This window comes from Pararobbsia silviterrae (genome assembly GCF_003628125.1).
GTDB lineage: Bacteria > Pseudomonadota > Gammaproteobacteria > Burkholderiales > Burkholderiaceae > Pararobbsia > Pararobbsia silviterrae.
Map to the genome: position 1 here is coordinate 147501 of NZ_RBZU01000013.1, position 22159 is coordinate 169659.

Genomic DNA, 22159 nt, shown 5'->3' on the forward strand with positions numbered 1-22159 from the left:
ATCTCCGCGAATCGCATGGCGCCCTCGCATCGGCGCCCGCCGCTAAGGCCGCGTGATCGCTTGACGCCTCAAGGCCATGGGCGTGACGCCGTACCACTGACGGCACGCCCTCGATAAAGCCGACTGCGCCGGAAAGCCGAGCCGCATTGCGACCTGCGCAAGCGGCAACGTCGTTTCGCATAGATAGTGCAAGGCGAGTTCCTTGCGCAGCTCGTCGCGCACGGTCTCGAAGTCGGTCGATTCGGCCGCAAGACGACGCTGCATCGTGCGCGGGTGCATCGCGAGCCCGTCGGCCACACGTTGCTTGCTGTGTTCGGACAGGCCGAGCGTCTGCCTCAACACCTGTCTGACGCGATCCGCGACGCTTGCCTCGCCACGCTCGAAGTGACGCGCGATATAGTCCTCGGCGATGCGTCGAAGCGTCGCGTTGACGCTGCGCAGATCGGCCGACAGCGTACTTCGCGCGAGATGAAGGCTGGCCCTCGGTTGATCGACCCAGACCCGCGCACCGAAGAAACGCTCGTAGGTGGAAACCGCCGCGAGCGGCGTATGCGGCAACGACACACCCAGCAATCGATACCGGTCATCGGCAAGCAGACGCGTGAACGTATGACTGTCGGCAAGACAGAGATCGATCGTTTGTCGCTGCGCGGGACGATGCGCGAGCCCGATTTCGATCGAGACCTCGACCGCGTCCTTCACGATCTCACTGGACGCGTGAACGGCATAGGCGAGGCACGGGCTCTGTACGCATGCATGCTGGGCGGCGAACGCCATCGCGTCGCGAACGGTCGGCGCGTTTTGCAATGCGATGCTCAGAGGTCCCAACACGTCGATATCGTGATACCGCGACAGACGCAAACCGAAATCGTCGCATGCCGTTTGCGCGGCGCTCGCTTCGAGCAGGTGCATCACGGCACGCAACGACACCATGGCGTCGTCACGGCCCAACGCGTTTTCGTCGATGCCATAGCGGCGTAGTTGCGCGGTCGGCGAATGGCCTAACGATCGCATCAGCGCGGCATAGCCGCGTATCCCGCTTGCTCTTACCCAATCATCCATGGCTCGTCATGTGAAGAGACTGTCTCGTGACGTCAAGACTTCGACGCCGGTCCTCGTTAGAGTCGTTGAACAACGCACGATATCGGGAGACATCGCTTGAACATCGATTACGACGTACTGATCATTGGCGCCGGACTGTCCGGCATCGGCATGGCGTGTCACCTTGCGAAGACATGCCCGGGCAAGCGCGTCGGAATCGTCGAGCGGCGCGGCGCCATCGGCGGCACATGGGATCTGTTCCGATACCCCGGCATTCGCTCGGATTCCGACATGTTCAGTTTCGGCTACGCGTTCCGGCCTTGGCACGAATTGAAGGTGCTCGCAGACGGCGCGTCGATTCGCCGCTATATCGCCGAGACCGCGCGCGAATACGGCGTCGACCGGTGGATTCGATTCGGGCTCAAGGTGCTCGACGCGTCGTGGTCGAGCGATCTCCAATGCTGGACGATCCGCGTATTGAACGAAGCGAACAACGAGACGATCGCGCTGACCACGCGCTTTCTCGTTTCCTGTACCGGCTACTACAACTACGACCACGGATATTTGCCGGCTTTTCCGGGCGTCGAGCGATTTACCGGTCCATGCGTGCATCCGCAGCACTGGCCCGAAAACCTCGACTATCGCGACAAACGCGTCGTCGTGATCGGCAGCGGCGCCACGGCGGTCACGCTCGTGCCGGCGCTGTCGAATCAGGCGGCGCATGTGACCATGCTGCAGCGTTCGCCGAGCTATATCTTCTCCGTGCCGGCCTACGACGCGATCTCCGCCGCGATGCAGCGGCTGCTGCCTGTCTCGTGGGTCTACCGGATCGCACGGTGGCGCAACATTCATCTGCAGCGCCTGATCTACAAGGCCGCGAAACGATGGCCTAAACGCGTCCGCGCGGGCCTGCTGTCCCATGTTCGGCGACAACTCGGCGACGCGGGCCATATGCCCCACTTCACACCCGCATACAACCCATGGGACGAGCGCTTGTGCGCGGTCCCGGACGGCGATCTGTTCAAGGTCATCCGCGACGGCAAGGCCTCGGTCGTCACCGACCATATCGAGACCTTTACCGAAACCGGAATCCGGCTCAAATCGGGCAAAACCATCGAAGCCGACATCATCGTCACCGCCACCGGGCTCCAGCTCCAGTCGCTGGGCGGCATGGACATCAAGATCGACGGACGGTCGCATCGCGTCGGCCATTCGATGACGTACAAGAGCGTGCTCATGCAGGACGTGCCGAACATGGCCAACGTGTTCGGCTATACGAACGCGCCCTGGACTTTGAAGGTCGACCTCGCGGCAGGCTATATCTGTCGATTGCTCGAACATATGGAACACCACGGTTACACGACCGTCACGCCGCGCGCGGCGGCCGACGACATGCTCGATGAAACGATCATGGATTCGCTGCAATCGGGATATGTGAAACGGGGCCGCGACGGTCTGCCGCGCCAGGGACACGCGCTTCCATGGCGCGTGATGCACGACTTCGTCACGGACAGCGACATGCTGACCCGGCATCTGATCGAAGACGACGCGCTCGAATTCACGCGTGCACGTGCCGCGCGAACGTCATCGGCCATGAACGCCGGTCCGTCGAGCTCGATGGACGGCGCAAACGATCGGGTCGCATGATGCCGTTTCACGTCGACCTCGATATCGGCACGTCCGGCGTGACGTGCGTGCATACGTCCTTTGAAAGCCGTGGCGAGCGTTGTGCCGGGACGCTCCTGCTCCCCGCGGGGCGCGCGCGTCCGCCCGTTATCGTGATGGCGCACGGATTCGGCGCGCCGCGTGCCGCGGGACTGCTCGCCTTTGCCGAGCGCTTCGTCGCCGAAGGTTACGCGGCCTATGTATTCGATTATCGGAACTTCGGCGACAGCGACGGCGAACCTCGCCATTGGGTGAGTCCGCGCAGGCATCTGCAAGACTGGTCGGCGGCCGTCGCGCATGTCCGCTCGCTTTCGCAGATCGACGCGGCACGCATCGTGTTGTGGGGCACGTCGTTCTCGGGCGGACATGTGATCCGGACGGCCGCGTTCGATCGCGAGATTCGAGCCGTCGTGGCTCAGGTCCCGCACGTGAGCGGTCTCGTCAGCCTCATGCGCACGCCGATCGGCCTGTCGCTGCGCATGACGCTCGCCGCGATGCGCGATATCGTGGGCAGCGTGTTCGGAAAACCGCATTACAGCCCGATCGTCGGGCAACCCGGCGAACTGGCCGCGCTGACCGGTGACGATGCGTCGCACGGCTACGTCCGACTGCTGCCCGCGGGGATGCCCTGGGACAATCGCATGCTGTCCCGTGTCTTTCTCGAGGTCCCGCTGTACAGCCCGATTCGGCATGCGCGCCGCGTATCGGCGCCGACCTTGATCGTGGCCGGACGCCGGGACACGATCACGCCCGCGCATGCGGCGCGTCGCGCAGCTCAGCGCATGCGGAACGGCGAATTTCATCTTGTCGACGGCAACCATTTCCAGATGCACCTGCACGATGAACACGCTTTCGCGACGAATATCGCCATCCAGATCGACTTTCTGCGCCGACATCTCGGCGTCGAGCTCAAGGCCGCGACGGAAACAGATCCGCAAGCCCATTCGTGATTCGAGTGATCCGGGTGATCGTGCATGTCGATGCACGATCACGCAATCGAACATGCTTGCCGATCGGCGAGCAGGCGAACCATCCGCCGCGACGCGTCGATCGGTATCAGTCCATGATGCATATCGCATGAGACGCCTGCCGCGTGTCAGGCGCCTCATGCGCGTTTTCATCGGGTGCGCTTAGAACGCGTGGGTCACGCCGACGACGGCGAGGACCTGTGTGGCCTGAGGCGTATCGACCGAAATGCCGGGCCAGCTGATCGTCGCGGATCCATTGTTCTTGATGTATCCGAGGCGCGTGTAGACGCTCGTGCGTTTGGACAAAGCGTGATCGACACCGAGTTCCACCGCCGGCGCGTTGTCGTGAATGCCGCGTACGTCGCGCTCCGACGCCGCGATCTCGATCGTATCCGCCGCGCTCGCTTGAATCGTCGCCCCGAGCTGGATCGTGTCGTACGCATGCGCCGTGCCGAGACGCGCGGCGAGCGATCCCTCGGGAGCCGTATCGGGACGCACGTAAGAGTAGTTGAACTGCAGGTCCACGAGGCCGATGCGATACGACAGCGCCCCGATGAAATGCTGCGTCTGGACGAGATCGAGCGTCGTAGGCAATCCGGCGACGGTTTCGACGCCCGGGTGCTGATTCACATACGCGATGCCGATATAGAAATCGCCGCCCGTATAGCTCGCACCCAGATTGAGCTGATTGCCCGTCGTCGCCGGCACCGGCTGCGTGACCGTCGCGGACAGCGCATACATCGCGTACAGGCGCAGGCCGGCGAGATTCGGGGATTGATACAGGACCGAATTGCTCGCGCGGCCGCTGTCGTATTGCGTGGACAGCGTGGCGCGGTCCACCGCGAGAATATCCGCCGCGACGAGCGACAGGTTTTCGTTCAAGTAGAACGGATCGGTCGGATAGGTGATGAAGAAGCTCGGCTCGTACTGACGCCCCACGGTGACCGAACCAAGATGCGTATCGGTCAGCCCCACCCAAGACTGCCGATAAAACAGCGCCGTCGTGTCGGCGTAGAGCGTGCCGTTATTGAGGTTGATGCCGCCTTCAAGGTCGTATTTGACGGCCAGTCCCCCGCCGAGATCCTCGACGCCCTTGAGGCCGAACATCGATCCTGTCGACCCGCCGCTTTTTTCGGAAAAAGCATGCGTGCCGCCGTTGTCGAGATATTGAAGGTAGGTATCGGCCACGCCGTATAGCGTCACGCTCGAATCCGCCGCTACCGCGCTCCCCGCCACGAACGCCAACGTCGCGCTCACGACGCCCTGACTCACTTTTCGCATTACCCGCTCCTGTTTTCATTGTGTATCGGCAGCCGTGCGCAATCAGGAATCCGATCGAAATGGAATCCAGGACCGAGACGCGGCCCTCCGCGTTTTGCCGTCGGAGCATCGGGTCGTGGGCATCCGCGTTTATCGATCGAGTCGCCGCCTTAAAACCAACATTTGTCGGTTATTGGATTCTACGTTTGAGAGATGTGGAGAGAATTGGGGTTTCACCTATGGCGGTCTGTGCATGACATACGTGCATGAATCGCCCTGAAAAATCGACCTGCGCGGGCGTCATGTGCCGGCACCGCCGATCGATACGCGAATGAAACGGCCTGGAGGCGCGCGCGTACAATGCCGTCTGGGCATGGCATTAAACCGACTTTTGAAAGATATGAAATCAACGAAGGTGGCGTCGACGTCGTCCGAAAACGAACCATCGGAGACAAACGTGCCGCGCATGCCGGTGCAGCAGCGGTCGCAGCAGCGTGTGGAGGCCGCACTGGCGGTCGCGGAGCGCATGGTCGAAGCGTGGGGCCCCGAGCGGATTTCGATTCCGGAAATCGCTAAAGCCGCCGACGTTCCGCGTGCGAGTCTTTATCAGTTTTTCCCCGACAAATACGCGCTGCTTGCGCGCATCACGGAGATGCATCTGACGCGCCTGACGGAAGCGCTTGCGGAACGCGCGCTCAAGCAGAGCACGGAGTCCTCGTATTCAGACTGGATCGGTGCGCTGATCGATGCGACGGCGAACTATTACGACACGCATCCGGCCGCCCGCATTCTTGTGCTCGGCGGACCGTATAGTCATGCCGCCTATCTCGCGCAGGCCAATATGATGGCGACGATCGGCGGCGTGCTGCGGTCGGCGACGGAATTGAAGATCCCGGGCGTGCGCGTGCCGCAGTCGCCGGACGTCGCCACGCTTGCCGTCGAAATTGCGTTTGCGTGCATGAAGCACGGCTATCACCAGGAAGGCGGCATTACGCCCGCCATTCGCGCACAAGCGGTCACGGCGGTGGTCGCGTATGCCGAAGCGAGTATTCCCGGATTGGCCAAGGCGTTTAAGGCGGGCAAGAAGCAAGGGGCGAATGCGTGATCGCATCGTCGACAGCGGAATAACGACGCGATATCGCGATCACAGCGCCTACGCGCACAACTGCAATTCAAGGTCCTTGCCCGAAACAACGCGTCCGTCCGCCGTGGCGAATTGGCATGTCACATGTCGTCCCGACGCGCGTTCGACCACACGGACGCGTGCTTTAGCGCTCAAGCAATGCGTCTGCCCCCACTCTAAAAGCGCGAGCAGGATCGGCGCAAGACTTGCGCCCTTTGCGGTCAGCACATATTCATTGCGCGCTCGCGCACCCGGCTCCTGATAGGCACGCGCGATCAGGATGCCGGCTTGCGTCAATTGTTCGAGCCGGCTGCTCAACGCCTGTCTCGATGCGCCGATATCCTCGCGTATCGCATCGAAGCGCGTCACGCCGTAGAACGCTTCGCGCAGGATCAACAACACCCAGCGATCGCCGAGCAGGTCCGCCGCATGCGCAAGCCCGCATGCCTCGATGGCGACGAGCGGTCGATTGAGCGGCGGCTTTCCTTTGTTCGATGCGGCCTTTGACACGTCGTATTCTCCACTGATAATCTGAGTCTCAAATCAAGACTCAGACAGTCTACCCAACTTCCAGGTGACACCCCATGCCTTTTGTTCATGTGCAGACGATTGCCGGCATCCTCTCGAACGATCAAAAGACCGAGATGCTCAAACGCATCACGGACGTTATGGTCGAGATCGAGGGGCGCGGCGATCCATCGTTTCGCGGTTCGGTCTGGGTCAAAATCGACGAGCACGCCCCATCGAATTGGAGCCTCGGCGGCCTGATCCCGACCGCGGAGATGATCGCGGCGAAGTTTCCGGCCATCGATTAGGCCGTCAGCTTGAAGACGGACGTCACTTCAGAAACCGCCTAGCGTTCGTTCGCGAGACGTTCGGCTTCTCGCCGTATCCTCGCCAGCATGCGTCGCCTGATCAAGCCGCTGACCGGACGAATGAAGTACCAATAAGGCGCGAATCGGCGACGCACGGTCGCGGTCGGACACCCCACGCGTGTCTCCGTGCTCAGCACGAACGCGCCTGAGGGATCGGCATCGACTTGATAATTCATGACGAGACGGCACACGCCCTCGTCGACGACCGCCTTGAAGGCTGCGGCCGATTCAATATCGAGCAAACCGTAATCGGCCCGCCAAAATGCACCGATCAGTCCGAATGCGACTTCGGTGTCACCCTCGCGACCCAGAACCGTGAAATCGTCGAGATCGAGCGGAGGCCGGCTCGATAGGTTCATGAGCCGCGCGGGCCATTCGCGCAGGCGAATCGCGAGTCTGACGAGCGGATCGTCTTGCGCACGCTGACGCATCACGCAATCCAGAATCACGTTCGCCGGCGCGCGCACGCGCGCCACATGTCGTTCGCGAAAATCATAGCGAGGGAGATAGTCGTCGATCAGCGGCATCCGTATTGCTCCGCACCTTATGACATGCGTGTCAAGCAACGAGACCATCGCGCATGGACCGCATCGATGGCAGCGGCGAGACCCGATTCAATCCGCGCCCGAGAGCCGCGCGCCGATGCGCGCCGCGGCTTCCTTGAGCGCCTCGACGAGACGCGCGCGATTCACGAATTCGAGCCGCGACAGCGGCATGACGATCTGCAACGCGGCCGAGGCGACCCCCGAATTGTCCGAATACACGGGCACCGCAATGGCCACGACGTCGGGCTCGACCTCACCCTCCGAAATGTAATACCCCTCCTTACGTACGGTCCACAACGCGGCACGAAACTCGTCGAAGGTCTGAGCCATGCCGCTTGCGCGTATCTGCGGCTCATGAGATTCGTAGAGCGTCAACAATCTCGCCCGAGGAAACGTCGACATGACGGCCTTCGGCGCCGCGCCCTTGAAAAGCAGTCGCGGTCGCCCACGCCCGTACTTCAACGCAAGCGACGTGTCCTTGGTTTCGCGATGCGTATCGACGAATTCCTCGCCGAACCAGTGCGAGATGACCACGTCGAATCCGACGCGCTCGACCAGTTCGGCCATGATCGGCTGCGCGATCGACAGCACGGGATCGGTGTTGCGGATCTGATAGTCGAGCCGAATGATGCGCGGACCCAATACGTATTCGCCGCTGACACGCTTCGCAAGCAGGCCGACCGCGAGCAGCTCGCGCACGTAGCGATAGGCGGTCGAGGCCGAGCACTCGAGTTGCGTGCCGATCTGTTCGGCCGTCAGATAGGGCGTCTGCTCGGTGAACAGATCCAGAATCGACAGAAGCTTATTGAATGCGGACATGAAATTCTTCGTTAGCGACGCGACCCTGGCCGCACGATCGATACGGCGGCTCCGCCCCGCCGCTCACTGCGCCAGCCGCCCCGCATCGACAATCAAATCGCCGCCCGTGATCATGCGCGCGTCGTCGGATCCGAGGAACGCGACGGCCGCGGCCACATCGCGAGGTTCGACGATCCGACCCAGCGGGTTCAGCGAGCGCATGAACTGCATCGCCGCCTCGCGGCTGCCGTATTGCTCGGTGAGCTTCGCTTCGACGAGCGGGGTCCACGCATAGCCCGGGTGAACGGCATTGACGCGGACATTGTACCCAAGACGCGCCGCCGAAATCGCCGCCTGCTTGGTCAGATTGCGCACGGCGCTCTTGCTCGCGCCATAAGCGCCGTTGTCCTTCGAACCGACATAGCCCGCGATTGATCCCATGTTCACGATAACGCCGCCGTCGGGCGCGCTCTTCATCGCACGCAGCGCGGCCTGCACGCCCAGGAAACACCCGTCGACGTTGACGGCGAAGACACGCCGCCATTCGTCGAGGCCGATCTCATCGAACACCGCGGGCGCCGGCGACAGCGTCCCGGCGTTATTCACGAGCACGTCGAATCGTCCGAACCGGCGGTAGGTCTCGGCCACGGCCTGGTCCCAACTTTCCGCGCTCGTGACGTCGAGCCGCACGCCGGCGATCCGCTCCGCCGCCTCGCCGAACGCGCCCTCAAGCGTATCGGCCGAAGGCACGGATAAATCGCCGAGCATCGCGCGGGCCCCTTCTTCCACGAGACGCGCGGCAATCGCCTTGCCGAACGCACCGAGCCCGCCCGTAATCAACGCCACTTTCCCTTCATATCGCTTCATTGACATTCCCTTACCGTCCACAAGATCCAGCACGCAAGCCTGTGCGCCCCATGGCGCATGCACTCCGACGACGCTCGCGCGAAGCGGCGCCGCACCCCGGTATCGACGAGATCGCGCGACGCCCCGATGCGCGGCCTCTCAGCGCGCGTATTCCGGCGCTTTAAGCATCCGCGCCTAAGCCTAAGCATCCATCCCTATGCACCCGCGCGCTTGGCTCGCGCCTGCGCGCCTTTGATGCCGAAGCTCGCGAGCAAGGCGATCACCGATACGGCGCTCACGTAAAGCGCGGGTGCATTCGGCGACCCCGTCACACGCGTCAGGAGCGAAGCGACGATGGGCGCGAAGCTGCTGAACAGCACGACCGACACGTTGTAGCAAAGCGCAATGCCGCTAAAGCGCACATGAACGGGAAACAGATCCGCGAGGACCGCCCCCCACGTGCCCGACGCCAGCGAGAACGCGAGCCACGCGAGCGAACACAACACGATGAGGTTCATGCTGTGCGCGGTGAGCGCGGCATAGAACGGCCAGCTCAACACCGCAAGCAATACCGCGGAGACACGCAGAATGTAGCGGCGCGGGATCCAATCGCCGAGCCATGCGGCCACCAGCAGACCCACGGCGCCGACGATCAACGCGACGTTCTGCGCAATCGCGGCGGCACGCGGCGCATAGCCGGCCTGCTGGACGAGATACGTCGGCATATGGCCGTAGAAAATGCCCGTGAAGCCCCCCATCGTCGCGATCGACAGACCGCCGATCAGCACGGCGCCGCCATGCGACCGGATCGTTTCGCGAAACGGCTGCTTGACGACCGCCCCCTGCATCTTCTGGAATTCAGGCGATTCCTCGAGATTGCGGCGCATCCAGTACGAAATCAGACCGAATACGCCACCGAGGAAAAACGCGATTCGCCAGCCGTAGAGCGACGCGTTCTCCGCCGAGAGCAGCGACTGGACCGCGACGTTCACACCATTCGCGAGCAAGCCCGCGAAATTGAGCGTCGCGATGATGACCCCGACCGCGAGTCCCGCGCGGGTCGGCGTGGCTTCGACCGCGTATGTGATCGCACCCGGCATTTCGCCGCCGATGCAGAAGCCCTGTATGGCACGCAACAGCACAAGCAAAATGGGCGCGGCGAGTCCGAGCGTCGCATAGCTCGGCAAGACGCTCAGGCAGAACGTCACCGCGCTGACACCCGCAATCGATACGAGAAAGACTTTGCGCCGGCCGTACCGATCACCGATGCTGCTGAGCACGATGCCGCCGAGCGGGCGAATGAAATACCCGATCGCCATGACCGAGAACGACAACATGAGGCCGATGAACGTCGAGGCCTCGGGAAAAAACTGCTTCGCGATGGCATGCGCGAAGAAGCCGTACACCACGAAATCGTAGTACTCGAGCGCGCCGCCCAGGCTGGCCAGCACTACCATCCTCCACTGCGCGCGCGTCATGCCTTGGACCGTCTCGCCGGCCTTGCCGGGCGAGCGGTCCGCCGTCATATCGCTCATTGTCTCGCTCCAATCATCTGTATTTTTTAGTGACTTCGGACTCGGCGATCCCACGCACATCCATCGAGGCCGGATCGCCGGTCGTGCCGCCCTGCGGCGACACGCGTTTCACGTTCACAAGCCTTATTCGGCCTCGATGCGATTGCGCAGCACGCCAACCTTGCTGACCTCTATCTCGACGACATCGCCCGCCTTCATGAACACCGGCGGCTGACGCTTCGCGCCGACGCCACCCGGCGTGCCGGTCACGATCACATCGCCCGGATTGAGCGTGACGAACGTCGACACGTAGGCAATCAGCGTCGCGATCGGGAACAGCAGCAAGTCCGTGTTCGCGTGCTGCATGACTTCGCCGTTCAGTCGCGTTTCGAGCGTGAGCACATCGCGCTCGCCGATCTCGTCGGTCGTGACGAGCCAAGGGCCGAATGCGCCCGTGCCCTGAAAGTTCTTGCCCGGGATCCATTGCGACGTATGCAGTTGCCAGTCGCGAATCGAACCGTCGTTGTAGCAGCTATACCCCGCGATATGGTCGAACGCGCGGTCTTCGCTGATGCGCCGGCCGCGCTTGCCGATCACGACGGCAATCTCGCCTTCGTAATCGAGCTTTGCCGATTCGGGCGGAATCTTGATCGCTTGCTCGTGACCGAGCTGCGACTCCGCGACGCGCAGAAAAATCGTCGGACGCTCGGTGGCCTCGCGCTTGGTTTCGGCCACATGCGCCGCGTAGTTGAGGCCCGCGCATGCGATCAGACCCGGATCGGCGACGACGGGACGCCATGCCTCGATATCGGCAAGCGCGAAGTCCGCGCTCGCCTTGGCCGCCGTGTCCTTCAACGCATCAAGACCGAGCGTGCGCAACGCGGCGCCAAGCTCAACGTGACCCGTCCGTCTCGACAAATCGACGACACCCTCCCCGACAACCGTACCGATTGCAGGCTTTCCTTGACGCACGAAACTGATGAACTTCACTGCGGCTTCTCCTCGATGAATATGCGTTCGCGCGATCGGCTTGACCGACGGTCCGCATGCGTGAGCGATCGCGGCACCACCCGGCGCCGACGACTAATTTGCGAAAATATACATATCGAAGTTCTTTACTTCAACGTTTTTCTTGATGTATTGTCACCAAAAGACAAATCAAGGAGAAATACGTGAGAGTCGGATTGAGTTTCAGCCATGTCGGCGTCTACGTTCGGGACCTCGCGACGATGGAGCGCTTCTATCGCGATGTGCTGGACTTCACGGTCACGGATCGCGGGCGGCTGCCCGGCGCGGCGGGTTGGGTCGACCTCGTCTTCCTGAGCCGCGACCCGGACGAGCACCATCAGATCGTGCTCGCGTCGGGACGACCCGACGGCGAACACTTCAACGTGATCAATCAGATTTCATTGCGCGCCGACAGTCTCGCGACGCTTCGCGATTTTTATCGGCGCTTGCGCGAACTCGGCGTGCAGGGACTGCAACCTGTCACGCACGGCAATGCGATTTCGCTGTATGTGCGCGACCCCGAAGGCAATCGGCTCGAGTTGTTTATCGACACGCCGTGGTACGTGTCGCAGCCGATGAAGGTCGATATCGATCTCGACCTGCCGCAGGATCTGCTGATGGAACAGATCGAAGCGCATGCGCGGAGTTTGCCGGGCTTCGAGCCGCGAGCTGTCTGGCGCGCGCGCATGGCCGGATGGATGGGGGTAGAGACGGCCTAGCCGCATGGATCCGGACACGCGATCCGGATCCGAGGCTTAATCCGAGACTTCATTCGAGGTTCGAACGGGTCGACGATCTGCGTCGACCCGCTCCGACAGACATCCGACCTGTTATCTGTCCGACCTGCACGACCTGCACGACCTGCTGCAAGCTCAATCGAACGCATGCGCGACGTCGAGCAGAATCTTGCCCGCGACGTCGCCCGCTTCGAGGATCTCGTGCGCTTGGCTCGCCTGCGCCAACGGCAGACGCTGCGCAATGATCGGCTTGACCCGCGTGCCGATCAGCGGCCACACCTGAGCGCGCAGCCATTGCGCGATCGCCGCCTTTTCGATGTCCGGCAACGGACGCAGGAGCGAACCCGTCACGACGGCCTCCTTGCGCATCAATTCGCGCAACGGGAAAGACAGATCGGCGCCGCCGCCCGGCGACAGATGGACGATGCGTCCACGGCGGTTCAGCGCGTCGACGTTCTGCCGCCCGTAGACGACACCCGCCATGTCGAGAATGACGTCCACGCCCTCGCCTCCGCGGGCCGCTTTCAAGGCATCCGCGAACGCACCCGTCCGGTAGTTGAATGCATCGACCGCGCCCAGCGTCCGCGATATCGCGCATTTCTCGTCGCTGCCGCATGTCGCGTACACGGCGTGACCGCGCGCGGTCAGCACCTGAATCGCCAGACTGCCGACGCCGCTCGTGCCGCCGTGAATCAGGACCGACTCGCCCGGCGCGAGCCGCGCGACATTGAAGAAGTTATGCGCGGTCGTGAACAACGCTTCGGGAAGCGCTGCGGCGTCGCGTAGCGAGAGTCCCGCCGGAACAGGCAGCACCTGAGCATGATCGGCGAGCGCGTATTCGGCGTATCCGCCGCCATTGACGAGCGCACAGACCGCGTCGCCGATCCGAACGTCCGTGACATCGTCGCCGACACGCACCACGACGCCCGAAACTTCCAAGCCCGGAACGGGACTGTGCACGGTGTCCGGCCCGCGTCGACGCTGATTGACATCGTGACGATTCACGCCCGCGGACGCGACGCGTATCAGGACATCGGACGCACCGCACCGCGGAACCGGCCGCTCGATCCGTTGCAAGACATCGGGACCGCCGGCCGCCGTGATGTGGATTTCAGCATGGCATGCGGGTACGGCGAACGTGGGATCAAGTGGCATCGTGAACAAGCGAATGATTCGTCGATCGCACAAGGCATGCGCGATCGAGCAAGAGAATAAAAAACGCGGATGCGGCGAGTATGGCGCCAAATACGCCATACAGCATCGAAGGCGTCCAGCCGAGCGTAAGCATATAGCCGGTCCAGATCGGAACGATCACGGAGATCGCGCGACCGAAGCCCATCATCAGGCCCACGCCCGTACCGCGCGCGACGGCGGGATACAGCGGCGGACTGATCGCATAGAAAGCGCACACGCCTCCGCTCGCGCACACGCCCACGAGCATCGACAGCGGAATGGCGAGCTCGACGACGCGAAAACACATCGAATACAGCACGTAGACGATAGCGCCGCCGGCCAGGATCCCGACCGTCACGACGATCGGACGCGCCTTCAGCGACAGCACCGCGAACAGCAGCGATCCGATGACGCCGCCGATCATGATCAGCGTACCGATACGCACGCCATAGGCCGGGCTGCCGCTCGCATCGGCCACCAGCTTGGCCGTCCATGTATTGGCGAAATAGAACGCGGCGATCAATCCCGCATAGCCGACCCAGAGCAACAGCGTACGCCGTAGCATCGCGCCGCCGAAAATCAGCTTCAATGCGGCGGAGAATCGCAGCTGACTCGCGTGACGCAAGGCCTCGGGCAGCGCCGTCGCTTCGTCGTACCCCAACGCGCGCGCGATCTTGTTATAGGCGTCGAGCGCCCGTTTGGGCCGTCGCTCGATCAGGTACTCGACCGACTCCGGCAGCGCCGCGAGTACGATCGCGATCATGGCCAGCGTCAGCAGTGCGCCGAACATGATCGGGCCTCGCCATCCGTACGCCGCCACGAGCGGCCCGACGACGCTGCCCGCGAGCGCGGAGCCCAGCGGCAAGCCGATGCCGTACAAGCCCATGACGAAGCCGCGTCGTTTCTCCGAACTGTACTCGGACACGAGGACGTTGACGCTCGAGATCAAGGCGCCGATAAACAATCCCGCGAACGCGCGGAAGACCAGCAACTCCATCAAGGAATCGGAGCGCGCCGAAAAGAACATCCCGACCGATACGAACGTCAGGCACAGCAGGATCTGATTGCGCCGCCCGATCCGATCCGCGAGCGGCGAGATCGCCACGGCGCCCACCGCCATGCCGAGCACGCTCGCGCTCAGCAGATAGCCGACTTCGACATGCTGCAAATTCCAGACCTTGGACAGATGCGGCATCACAAACGGCAACACAATGATCTCGTACCCGTCGATCATCGACAGCACAACGCATATCAAGACAACGACGATCTGCTTCCAGCGCATCGGCTGGTTCCGTATCGCTTCACGAATGTCCATGAGGGTGTCTCCTGTCTCCTGATTGTTTTCGTGCGGTTGCCCGATTCGTGAAGCAACCGACCGTCCATGCTCGGCGAGCGCGCCTGCACGACGAACGCGTGCTTCGTGGCGTCACTCGACCGGATCGGTCCTTTTTTCAAGCTGCGGCTCACCATGACTGCGCGATGGTTTTACGGTCGGCGATCAAGTCGACTGGAGCACCTCGACCCCACGCTTCCCGGTGTTGAGCACGCTGCCCAAATCGTCGAGCAGACCGTACAACTGCGACAAATCGGAGGCCACGCCGAAGACGTAGCGATCGGGGCGAATCACGATCGCCGCGGCCTTGAACTCCGTGAGGCAATCGATGATTTCGGCGCTGCCGTCATCGAGCACCGTCATCGGAAACGGCAAGCGGGCGCGCAACGCCGCGGCGGATGCCGTATCGATCAAATTCGGTTTCGCGAGGATCGTGAACGTCTGTCCGGCGATCGCATCGATGCGTGTGCCCGTTGCCAGGCTCGGCTGCGGCGCCACGATGCCGCTCGCCGATTGCGCGAGCCGCAGCGCGCTCTCGCCAAGGCGGGGACTCAGGCTACGCAGCATGCGCGGCGCGGCGGCCAACGTACGATCGCGCTCGGCCACCTCGTGCGGATCGCGCGCCTGGATGATGCGTCCGAGTTCGACGGCGAGCTGGATGTACTCGCGCGCGTGCGGCGCACGCTCGTCCTGATACGTATCGAGCAGCGCATCGCTCGCGCCGAGCAGACAGACGGCCTTGAGTTTCCATGCGAGATTCGCGGCGTCGCGTATGCCTGCGCACAATCCCTGGCCGAGGAACGGCGGCGTCTGATGCGCAGAGTCTCCCGCGAGCATCAACCTGCCGCGCCGCCAGCGCTGCGCGACCAGCGCGTGAAACGTGTAGACGGCGGCCCGTTCGAGATCGGCGTCGTCAGGGGTCATCCATCGCTGAATCAGCGACCACACTGTTTCGGGCCGCACCATGTCCGCCGCGTCTTCGTTCGCGTGAAGCATGATCTCGAAGCGACGACGATCGCCGACACCGCGCACATAGGTCAGCGGCCTGGAGGGATCGCAGAACTGGACACTGTGATCGCCGAGCACGGACCATGGGCGCTTGAGCACAACGTCAAACACCAGCCAGCGTTCATGCAGGCCCAGATCGGTCATTTCGCTGCCGATCAGCCGCCGCACCAGCGAGCGCGCGCCATCCGCACCGATCACATAAGCGGCATCGATCGATTCGAGCCTGCCGCACGTGAGGTCCTCGAAGCGGACCGTGACGTGACGTGCCGCGGTCTCGATCGCATAGACCTCGCTGCGCAATTTGACCGATACATTGGCTTGGCTGTCGAGCCTCGCGCGCAACACGCGCTCGAGGTCGGGCTGATGGAAGCGATAACTCGAATTCCAGCCTTGTGCGCCGATCCCTTGCGGTCGCGGCCAATCGACCAGCAATCGACCCTCCGCGTTGACGAACTTCATGCCGGGTGAAATGTGGCACGACGCGGCGACCTCCTCCGCGACACCGATCGCATCGAACACGCGCATGCACTCACCGTCGAAATGCACGGCTCGCGGCAGCGCGTACGGAGCGGGCTCCCGCTCAAGCACCGCGACCTTCAATCCATACGTCGCCAGCAGATTGGCAAGGGTCGCGCCGACCGGACCCAGCCCAATGATTGCCACATCGAACATGGCCATCCGTCTCCAATATCAATATCTCAATATGAGAACGATATCGATACGATCCGCACAATGTCAACGTTTTTGTATTTAAATTATCACTATGTGATTTTTTAAGAATAAACTGTCGTACACCGCGATGCGGCTGTCGACACCCTCCGGATCGATGTGCGGACGTGTCCGAGCGGGCGCGAAGCCCGGCGTGTCGCGACCGCCGCGCGTCGCGTGCGCCGCAAGGCGTTCGCTACAATGGCGGCGGTTCGCACCTCACGTCCGACTTAGCCGATACGATGTCCAGCTCGTCCAAAATGCTATCGATTCTCGATCTCTTCTCGGTCGAGCAACCGGTCTGGTCCCTCGATACGGTCTGCACGGTGATCGGATGTTCCGCGCCGACCGCCTACCGTTACCTCCGAGACCTCGTCGATGCGGGACTTCTTGCGCGCTTGGGGAACGGCAGCTACACCTTGGGCCCGCGGATCATGACGCTCGACTATCAGTTGCGCACCGTCGACCCGTTCGTTCGCGAAGGCCATGCGTGGATGCATGAACTCTCGGAGCAGACGGGGTGCGATTGCGTGATGACGCGGATGTTCGACGACGAGATCGTCGACACGCATCGGGAGAGCACGGGCGGCGCGCTCGGGCTTTCATACGGGCGAGGCCGACCCCGGCCGCTGTTTCTCGGCGCGGCGCCGAAGGTCATCCTCGCCGAACTGCCGCGCGCGCGACTCAAGCGCCTGTTCGACAAATACGAAGCCGACGTCCGCGACGCGGAGATGGGAACGACGCTCGAAGCATTCCTGCAACGGATCCAGAAGATCCGTAAGGACGGTTATTACATTTCACGCGGTGAACTCGAAAAGCAGGTCGCGTCGCTCGGCGTGCCGCTCGTCGTCGAAGGCTCGCAAACGCATGCGGCGCTCGCGCTCGTCACGTCGCTCGGCCGGTTCGAGTTCATGGACCACGGCAAGCTGCTCAAGCAGCTGAAAGCCACGGCCGACCGCATCGCGGTTGCCGTGGCGGAGCGTGGAATCGGGACGACGTAGCGAGCGTGATGCGCATATCGCGGAGCGTCGTGCACATCGCGGATCGTCGCGGATGGCGATGATCGTCGCACACGTTCAAAAAGGCGAATCGGCGTCCTCCGCACCTGCCCCGCACAACTCCGCGGCATGCGTGATGGCGCTGGCCAAACGATTCGCATCGTCGCTATTGATCACCGAGACAAGCAGCAATTTGGCGTCGACCTGCCAGATGCGAAGCACGTCCGCGGAGACCTTATTCGTCTTGATCAAGGTGTCGTATCGAGGCGAGTTCTTTCGGAACTGAAGGAATAGCGTGGAATAGTTCGGCGCGTAGGAGATTTGATCGACGGAGTCCCCTACGTTGGATGTGACAACACCGGAGCCGCCGAGACTCTTGATTGTCTGTTCGAGGTTCGCGTAACTGTCGATCTGGATCTTGGACAGATCTCTAAGATCGTGACCGCCGATCGTACAAGGTACGCTCGGAACATAGTCCGCAAGCACGTTCGGCGATAATGATGTCGAGCTATCGGACGGATTGTTTTCGCCGATCCAATGTTGCGTCATGACGATCGTCGCATCTTTATTCTCTTGCAGCTTACGGTCGATGAAGCCCGACGTGACCTCGATCGAGGGTCCGGGGATCTTGGCGGTCTTCGCGATGGCCTTCAAGCGCGCGGCTTGTTCCTGCTGAGCTTTGAGAAGATCGGCCTGAGCCTTTCTTTGCTCGGCCGCCTTCTTCTCGGCCTCGGCCTGTCTCAGCGCTTGATCTCGCTCGGGTGTGCTGTCCGCCGTCCATGCGACGATGCAGAATTGCGCACCCGCATTGCGGCACGCCGCCACGGCCGTATCGATCGCGGCTTGCTTTGTGGGCTTCTCCGAGCTGCTAAAGCACGCGGCGCCTCCGCCCGTGCTCTCGTAGCCATATCCCACGACGGCGCGCGACCCGACCTTGTCGTTCATGGCCTGAATCTCTTTGGAGCAACTCTGCTGAAGTTCCTGCGCCGTTTGCGGAGGCAAGCCTCCACATCCGCTCACGATCGCCGACAGCGCCAACGCGCCCAAAATCCATCGCGCCGTTATAAAAATCCCGGTGCCGGGCCATTTACCGTCCATGTTCAGCGCTCCCCTTCTCAAAGCCTGCACGTATCGACGCCGCATCAATCGCTAAAGGCGGTCTGCGACAACTGTTGCTCCGTCTGATCCGCGCGTTGCTGCGCGCCGCTCACGAGTGCCTGCGCGTCTCCGGCCGGCGGCGGCAGATCGTCGACCGGGCGCGGCGGCGGCGCAATCACGGAGAGCGGCGCCGTCGGCAAGCCGTTATGTCCCTGCTGGTCGTGCAATGTCTGCAGCCCCGCATCGAGCTGAGCACGAAAACCGTTATGCATCTCCTGCAGATCTTCGAGCGACACCGAGACCTGCGTGCCCGCCGGGCAATCCGCCTTGCGCGTCGCGGTCACGGTCAGATCGGCGGTGATCGCGTGGCCGTCGGGCGTCGCGACGAGCTTCAGGACATCGCCGGGCGTCAGCCCGCAGGTCCGGTTGTCGTCGGTCGTGACGTTGATCGGGTTGTCGACGACGAACAGATGATTGGGCTGCAGGACCTGCGGCAAACCGGTCAACGTCGTGGCGGCGTCGGGTTGCTGCGCGGCGGCGTTCTCGGCCGCGAGTTGCTGTGTCACTTCATCCGAGATGGCTTGTTTGAGTTCGGGCGTGATCGGCGTATCCGTCTGCGCGTACGCGACGTCGCCGCCCGGATCGCCATCGGACGACTGCGCTTGCGCGGCCTCGGCCGCGGCCGCCGCGTCCGCTTGCTGCTCGGCGTACGCTGCTTGAAGCGTGCCCGCCAACATGAAGTCGGCCAGCCACAGGGCCGGGCTCCCATAGAACGGCGCGACCGCGAAGTAGCTCGCATCGGCGGCGTACCACGGGCTTCCGGTCCACGCCCAGCCGTAAGCGATCGTACCGGGCCACGGGTAATACGCCCAGCCGTAGAAGGCCGGGTCGTAGCGCACGGCCGGGACATAGCTGTTCAGCGTCACGCCGTGATAACCGTATGACGCATAGACGCGCGTATAGACCTGTGTCCCGGACACGTAGGTGCGTTGCACGAACGGATGGCCGTGCCACTGAATCGGACGTTCGACGTAGCCGCCGTGCGCGGTCGCGCTGACCACGACGGTATGGTCAGCGCGATGCTCGACGACGATGCGGCCGTCATGCGGGCCTCGATTGATATCGAGCGCGGTCGTGTGAAGCGAACGGACGCGGCCGTCCGCGTAGAGCGTCGCATGCGTGCCATGGCCGGCATACGACGCGAGCGTACCGTCGGACCGAAGACGATACTGCCGCCCGTCGACGGCCTTGAGCGTGACGGCGCCGTTGGCCTGCGAGGTCACCGTGCCGCGCGGAACCGGATGCTGGTTGATGCCCGTGAGATTCGTTCTGACAGCATTGATCTGCTGACGCGATGGCGCGGCGCCCGCACCGTTCGCGAGGGTCGGACGCGTCTCGCGCGTATCCGCCGGCGCGACGCGACCGGGATTGAACGTGGCGGACTGCGAGCCCGGCGTGCGGCCGGCGGCATTGTTTTCGTCCGCGCCGAAACCGGCGCGATTTGAATTCACCGCATGCGGCGTAAACGTCGTCACGCCATTCGACGTCACCCCCTCGTCGGAGGATCGGCTCGGCCTCGCTTCGGTTGTCGCCGGATTGCTTCGCGGCACGTTCGACGCGTGCGGCGTGTACGTCGTGACGCCGTTTTCGGTCTGCACGCCGCCGGACGATCGTTCCGCCGGCTGCCTTGCCTGAGCGCTATTGGGTGTGTACGTGTGCGGCGTAAAGGTCGTGGTCGATCCGCCATTGCCCGCGGCCGCGCGATCATTCATCGACGGCGATGCGGACTGCTGCTGGCGCTGCGCCTGTTGCTGACGCTGGGCTTCTTGCTGGCGCTGCATTTGGGCCTGTTGCTGACGCTGGGCTTCTTGCTGACGCTGCGCCTCTTGCTGGGCCTGCTGCTCTTGCTGACGCCGTTGCGCTTCCTGTTGCTGCTGTTCAGCGCGTTCGCACGCCTGCTGAAGACTCGGCGGATTGGTCGGCGGGCAAAAAGCCCATGCGCCCGCAGGCAAGACGAGCAGGCCGACGTAGGTCCAACGTATGGTTGTTTTCATTTGAGTCAGCCCCGTTACGTGTCGCGAGAAAGGGATTCGTGGGGAACGTCACTGGCAGGTGCTCGTGCACTGATCGAATTGCTGCTGGCAGGCATTGGGATCGCCGATCTCGGCCGCGCTCTGCTGCGCGGCCGCGAAATTGTGACTGATTGTGTTACCGATGATCGATCCGAGCGTCGTGCCCAACTGGCTCGCGGCAGCCTGGTTGCATTGCGTTTGGGCCGTGTCGCACCCTGCGTTGCATGCGGCGACGCGCTGTTGATTCGCCTGTGCCTGCGCGAGCTGATCGCTCGCGCGTTGTGCGTCGAGTTGCGCTTGAGCCGCGGCGCGCGGATCGGGCTCGTTGACGTTCGCCGCTTGCGCCGGGTCATCGTCGCCGCCGCCACCACAGAGTTCGACGGCATGCACGACGGCTTTGGCGACCTGATTCGCGGTGTCGATGTCACGGAATATGTATTCGGTGGGCTTGTCGTTCTTCTTATAGATCTTCGCCGCGAAAAACACCGGATCCGAGTCCAGCATCGTGATGTACGCCAAGCCCTGCGATGCATTGTCTTCGGTCGCCGCCTGAGCCCACGTCATGACACTGACCTTCGTGACGGCGCGCAGGTCAAGGACGTAGCTTTGACTATTGAGCGGGCTCGAACCGCCCGCTCTGTTTTTTACAGCCTGATCGGTATGCTGGTTCGTAATGCGGCAAGTCGAAGCATCGGGTATGAGATGGTTGGACCACGTTTCCGTCACCTCGAAATTCGAGTTGCTGCTTGAATCGGAAACATGGAAATCCGCGGAAAGCAGCCCCTGCGCATTCTGTTTTTTCTGGATCAATGCGAGCGTCGCATTGAGTGAGGGTTTGCTGTCGGATACCGTGCGTGTTCCCGGTTTCTGCTGAGCGACCGCGCCGGTCGCCACGCAGATCAGCAACGTGGACAGCAGCCACTGATGGATTGTTGTCATCCCTCACCCCGACAATCTTGTTTGATGTTTTTTCTGCCGTGCCGCCGGATGCGCCCGCCGGCCTCCCCGCGCCATGGATCGGCTTGACGCGAATCTAAATCCCGGGGTCCGCACCGGTCCATTCCTCAAATGAGGTATCGAAACGGGCGTACGGTCATGCTCGACGACGCACGACACTTCGGTGTCGGATGTCGGGCCGGAAAAGCGCGATCGGAACCCGGCGATGCCTCATGCAAATTCATTTGGATTGCATGACGATTGCCTTTCGAAAGCATGACGTTCAACGTGCATGCGCGGCGCCGATCGCCGTTCCTTCCATCTCGGGCGATCGCATGTTCGAGCGTTCGATCCCGACGCCATCGGGCGGTGCATGACCCGCGCATACGGCGGGACACGATTGCCATGGCATCATGGAGATCGATACGTCGCGCGGATTGCGACAACGGCCTT

The 22159-nt window shown here is 62.7% G+C and carries 20 protein-coding genes; 6 read left to right on the forward strand and 14 right to left on the reverse strand.

Annotation, left to right across the window (positions count from 1 at the left end; all coding sequences use genetic code 11):
• Window positions 1-42: 42 nt before the first annotated feature.
• Window positions 43-1062 (reverse strand): AraC family transcriptional regulator, encoded by a 1020-nt coding sequence (locus D7S86_RS23640; protein WP_121089993.1) that lies wholly within the window; start codon window positions 1060-1062, stop codon window positions 43-45.
• 96 nt (window positions 1063-1158) lie between these two features.
• Between D7S86_RS23640 and D7S86_RS23645 the strand changes: the two genes are divergently transcribed.
• Both D7S86_RS23645 and D7S86_RS23650 read left to right on the forward strand, forming a co-directional pair.
• On the forward strand, window positions 1159-2688 hold the full coding sequence (locus D7S86_RS23645; protein WP_121089995.1) for a flavin-containing monooxygenase: 1530 nt from the start codon (window positions 1159-1161) through the stop codon (window positions 2686-2688).
• On the forward strand, window positions 2685-3656 hold the full coding sequence (locus tag D7S86_RS23650; protein ID WP_240648377.1) for an alpha/beta hydrolase: 972 nt from the start codon (window positions 2685-2687) through the stop codon (window positions 3654-3656). The genes D7S86_RS23645 and D7S86_RS23650 overlap by 4 nt, the downstream gene beginning before the upstream one ends.
• Window positions 3657-3836: 180 nt before the next feature.
• Here the strand turns inward: D7S86_RS23650 and D7S86_RS23655 are convergent, their stop codons facing one another.
• A complete protein-coding gene (locus D7S86_RS23655; RefSeq protein ID WP_121089997.1) occupies window positions 3837-4955 on the reverse strand; it encodes a porin in 1119 nt (372 codons plus the stop codon).
• Window positions 4956-5334: 379 nt separating this feature from the next.
• On the opposite strand from D7S86_RS23655, the gene D7S86_RS23660 reads away from it, so the two are divergent.
• On the forward strand, window positions 5335-6039 hold the full coding sequence (locus D7S86_RS23660; RefSeq protein WP_121089999.1) for a TetR/AcrR family transcriptional regulator: 705 nt from the start codon (window positions 5335-5337) through the stop codon (window positions 6037-6039).
• 48 nt (window positions 6040-6087) lie between these two features.
• Here the strand turns inward: D7S86_RS23660 and D7S86_RS23665 are convergent, their stop codons facing one another.
• A complete protein-coding gene (locus D7S86_RS23665) occupies window positions 6088-6567 on the reverse strand; it encodes a winged helix-turn-helix transcriptional regulator (RefSeq protein ID WP_158602072.1) in 480 nt (159 codons plus the stop codon).
• A 74-nt stretch (window positions 6568-6641) separates the two neighbouring features.
• Here D7S86_RS23665 and D7S86_RS23670 point away from each other — a divergent pair, with 74 nt between their 5' ends.
• Window positions 6642-6872, forward strand: coding sequence for a tautomerase family protein (locus D7S86_RS23670; protein WP_121090003.1), 231 nt, complete (start codon window positions 6642-6644; stop codon window positions 6870-6872).
• 38 nt (window positions 6873-6910) lie between these two features.
• Here D7S86_RS23670 and D7S86_RS23675 read toward each other — a convergent pair whose 3' ends face one another.
• The 5 genes from D7S86_RS23675 to D7S86_RS23695 all read right to left on the reverse strand — a co-directional run bounded on the left by D7S86_RS23675 (window position 6911) and on the right by D7S86_RS23695 (window position 11625).
• The gene (locus tag D7S86_RS23675; RefSeq protein ID WP_166444155.1) at window positions 6911-7459 is read right to left on the reverse strand and encodes a hypothetical protein; all 549 of its coding nucleotides are present in this window, start codon (window positions 7457-7459) and stop codon (window positions 6911-6913) included.
• A gap of 87 nt (window positions 7460-7546) precedes the next feature.
• A complete protein-coding gene (locus tag D7S86_RS23680; RefSeq protein WP_121090007.1) occupies window positions 7547-8296 on the reverse strand; it encodes an IclR family transcriptional regulator in 750 nt (249 codons plus the stop codon).
• 63 nt (window positions 8297-8359) lie between these two features.
• Window positions 8360-9142 (reverse strand): SDR family NAD(P)-dependent oxidoreductase, encoded by a 783-nt coding sequence (locus D7S86_RS23685; RefSeq protein ID WP_121090009.1) that lies wholly within the window; start codon window positions 9140-9142, stop codon window positions 8360-8362.
• A 194-nt stretch (window positions 9143-9336) separates the two neighbouring features.
• Complete coding sequence (locus tag D7S86_RS23690; RefSeq protein ID WP_338069198.1) at window positions 9337-10656, reverse strand: MFS transporter; 1320 nt, start codon at window positions 10654-10656, stop codon at window positions 9337-9339.
• A 123-nt stretch (window positions 10657-10779) separates the two neighbouring features.
• A complete protein-coding gene (locus D7S86_RS23695; protein ID WP_121090011.1) occupies window positions 10780-11625 on the reverse strand; it encodes a fumarylacetoacetate hydrolase family protein in 846 nt (281 codons plus the stop codon).
• A 182-nt stretch (window positions 11626-11807) separates the two neighbouring features.
• On the opposite strand from D7S86_RS23695, the gene D7S86_RS23700 reads away from it, so the two are divergent.
• Window positions 11808-12362, forward strand: a complete 555-nt coding sequence (locus D7S86_RS23700; protein ID WP_121090013.1) for a VOC family protein — start codon at window positions 11808-11810, stop codon at window positions 12360-12362.
• A gap of 153 nt (window positions 12363-12515) precedes the next feature.
• Here D7S86_RS23700 and D7S86_RS23705 read toward each other — a convergent pair whose 3' ends face one another.
• From D7S86_RS23705 to mhpA, 3 genes are all read right to left on the reverse strand, one after another.
• The gene (locus tag D7S86_RS23705; protein ID WP_121090015.1) at window positions 12516-13535 is read right to left on the reverse strand and encodes an NAD(P)H-quinone oxidoreductase; all 1020 of its coding nucleotides are present in this window, start codon (window positions 13533-13535) and stop codon (window positions 12516-12518) included.
• Complete coding sequence (locus D7S86_RS23710) at window positions 13525-14868, reverse strand: MFS transporter (RefSeq protein WP_121090017.1); 1344 nt, start codon at window positions 14866-14868, stop codon at window positions 13525-13527. Before D7S86_RS23710 ends, D7S86_RS23705 begins: the two co-directional genes overlap by 11 nt.
• A gap of 183 nt (window positions 14869-15051) precedes the next feature.
• The gene (mhpA, locus tag D7S86_RS23715; protein ID WP_121090090.1) at window positions 15052-16566 is read right to left on the reverse strand and encodes a bifunctional 3-(3-hydroxy-phenyl)propionate/3-hydroxycinnamic acid hydroxylase MhpA; all 1515 of its coding nucleotides are present in this window, start codon (window positions 16564-16566) and stop codon (window positions 15052-15054) included.
• 278 nt (window positions 16567-16844) lie between these two features.
• On the opposite strand from mhpA, the gene D7S86_RS23720 reads away from it, so the two are divergent.
• Window positions 16845-17603, forward strand: a complete 759-nt coding sequence (locus D7S86_RS23720) for an IclR family transcriptional regulator (RefSeq protein WP_240648378.1) — start codon at window positions 16845-16847, stop codon at window positions 17601-17603.
• Window positions 17604-17678: 75 nt separating this feature from the next.
• Here D7S86_RS23720 and D7S86_RS23725 read toward each other — a convergent pair whose 3' ends face one another.
• The 3 genes from D7S86_RS23725 to D7S86_RS23735 are packed head-to-tail and all read right to left on the reverse strand — an operon-like array spanning window position 17679 to window position 21709.
• Entirely contained in the window at window positions 17679-18698 is a 1020-nt protein-coding gene (locus D7S86_RS23725; protein ID WP_147432447.1) for a hypothetical protein, read from the reverse strand.
• 44 nt (window positions 18699-18742) lie between these two features.
• Window positions 18743-20752, reverse strand: a complete 2010-nt coding sequence (locus D7S86_RS23730) for a hypothetical protein (RefSeq protein ID WP_121090021.1) — start codon at window positions 20750-20752, stop codon at window positions 18743-18745.
• 48 nt (window positions 20753-20800) lie between these two features.
• A complete protein-coding gene (locus tag D7S86_RS23735; RefSeq protein ID WP_121090024.1) occupies window positions 20801-21709 on the reverse strand; it encodes a hypothetical protein in 909 nt (302 codons plus the stop codon).
• Between the last annotated feature and the right edge of the window lie 450 nt (window positions 21710-22159).

Bases quoted from the DNA above. Each gene is read 5' to 3' on its own strand.
- D7S86_RS23640 (WP_121089993.1), bottom strand. From the start codon at position 1,062: ATGGATGATTGGGTAAGAGCAAGCGGGATACGCGGCTATGCCGCGCTG.
- D7S86_RS23650 (WP_240648377.1), top strand. From the start codon at position 2,685: ATGATGCCGTTTCACGTCGACCTCGATATCGGCACGTCCGGCGTGACG.
- D7S86_RS23655 (WP_121089997.1), bottom strand. From the start codon at position 4,955: ATGCGAAAAGTGAGTCAGGGCGTCGTGAGCGCGACGTTGGCGTTCGTG.
- D7S86_RS23660 (WP_121089999.1), top strand. From the start codon at position 5,335: ATGAAATCAACGAAGGTGGCGTCGACGTCGTCCGAAAACGAACCATCG.
- D7S86_RS23670 (WP_121090003.1), top strand. From the start codon at position 6,642: ATGCCTTTTGTTCATGTGCAGACGATTGCCGGCATCCTCTCGAACGAT.
- D7S86_RS23675 (WP_166444155.1), bottom strand. From the start codon at position 7,459: ATGCCGCTGATCGACGACTATCTCCCTCGCTATGATTTTCGCGAACGA.
- D7S86_RS23680 (WP_121090007.1), bottom strand. From the start codon at position 8,296: ATGTCCGCATTCAATAAGCTTCTGTCGATTCTGGATCTGTTCACCGAG.
- D7S86_RS23685 (WP_121090009.1), bottom strand. From the start codon at position 9,142: ATGAAGCGATATGAAGGGAAAGTGGCGTTGATTACGGGCGGGCTCGGT.
- D7S86_RS23690 (WP_338069198.1), bottom strand. From the start codon at position 10,656: ATGAGCGATATGACGGCGGACCGCTCGCCCGGCAAGGCCGGCGAGACG.
- D7S86_RS23705 (WP_121090015.1), bottom strand. From the start codon at position 13,535: ATGCCACTTGATCCCACGTTCGCCGTACCCGCATGCCATGCTGAAATC.
- D7S86_RS23710 (WP_121090017.1), bottom strand. From the start codon at position 14,868: ATGGACATTCGTGAAGCGATACGGAACCAGCCGATGCGCTGGAAGCAG.
- mhpA (WP_121090090.1), bottom strand. From the start codon at position 16,566: ATGTTCGATGTGGCAATCATTGGGCTGGGTCCGGTCGGCGCGACCCTT.
- D7S86_RS23720 (WP_240648378.1), top strand. From the start codon at position 16,845: ATGTCCAGCTCGTCCAAAATGCTATCGATTCTCGATCTCTTCTCGGTC.
- D7S86_RS23725 (WP_147432447.1), bottom strand. From the start codon at position 18,698: ATGGACGGTAAATGGCCCGGCACCGGGATTTTTATAACGGCGCGATGG.
- D7S86_RS23730 (WP_121090021.1), bottom strand. From the start codon at position 20,752: ATGAAAACAACCATACGTTGGACCTACGTCGGCCTGCTCGTCTTGCCT.
- D7S86_RS23735 (WP_121090024.1), bottom strand. From the start codon at position 21,709: ATGACAACAATCCATCAGTGGCTGCTGTCCACGTTGCTGATCTGCGTG.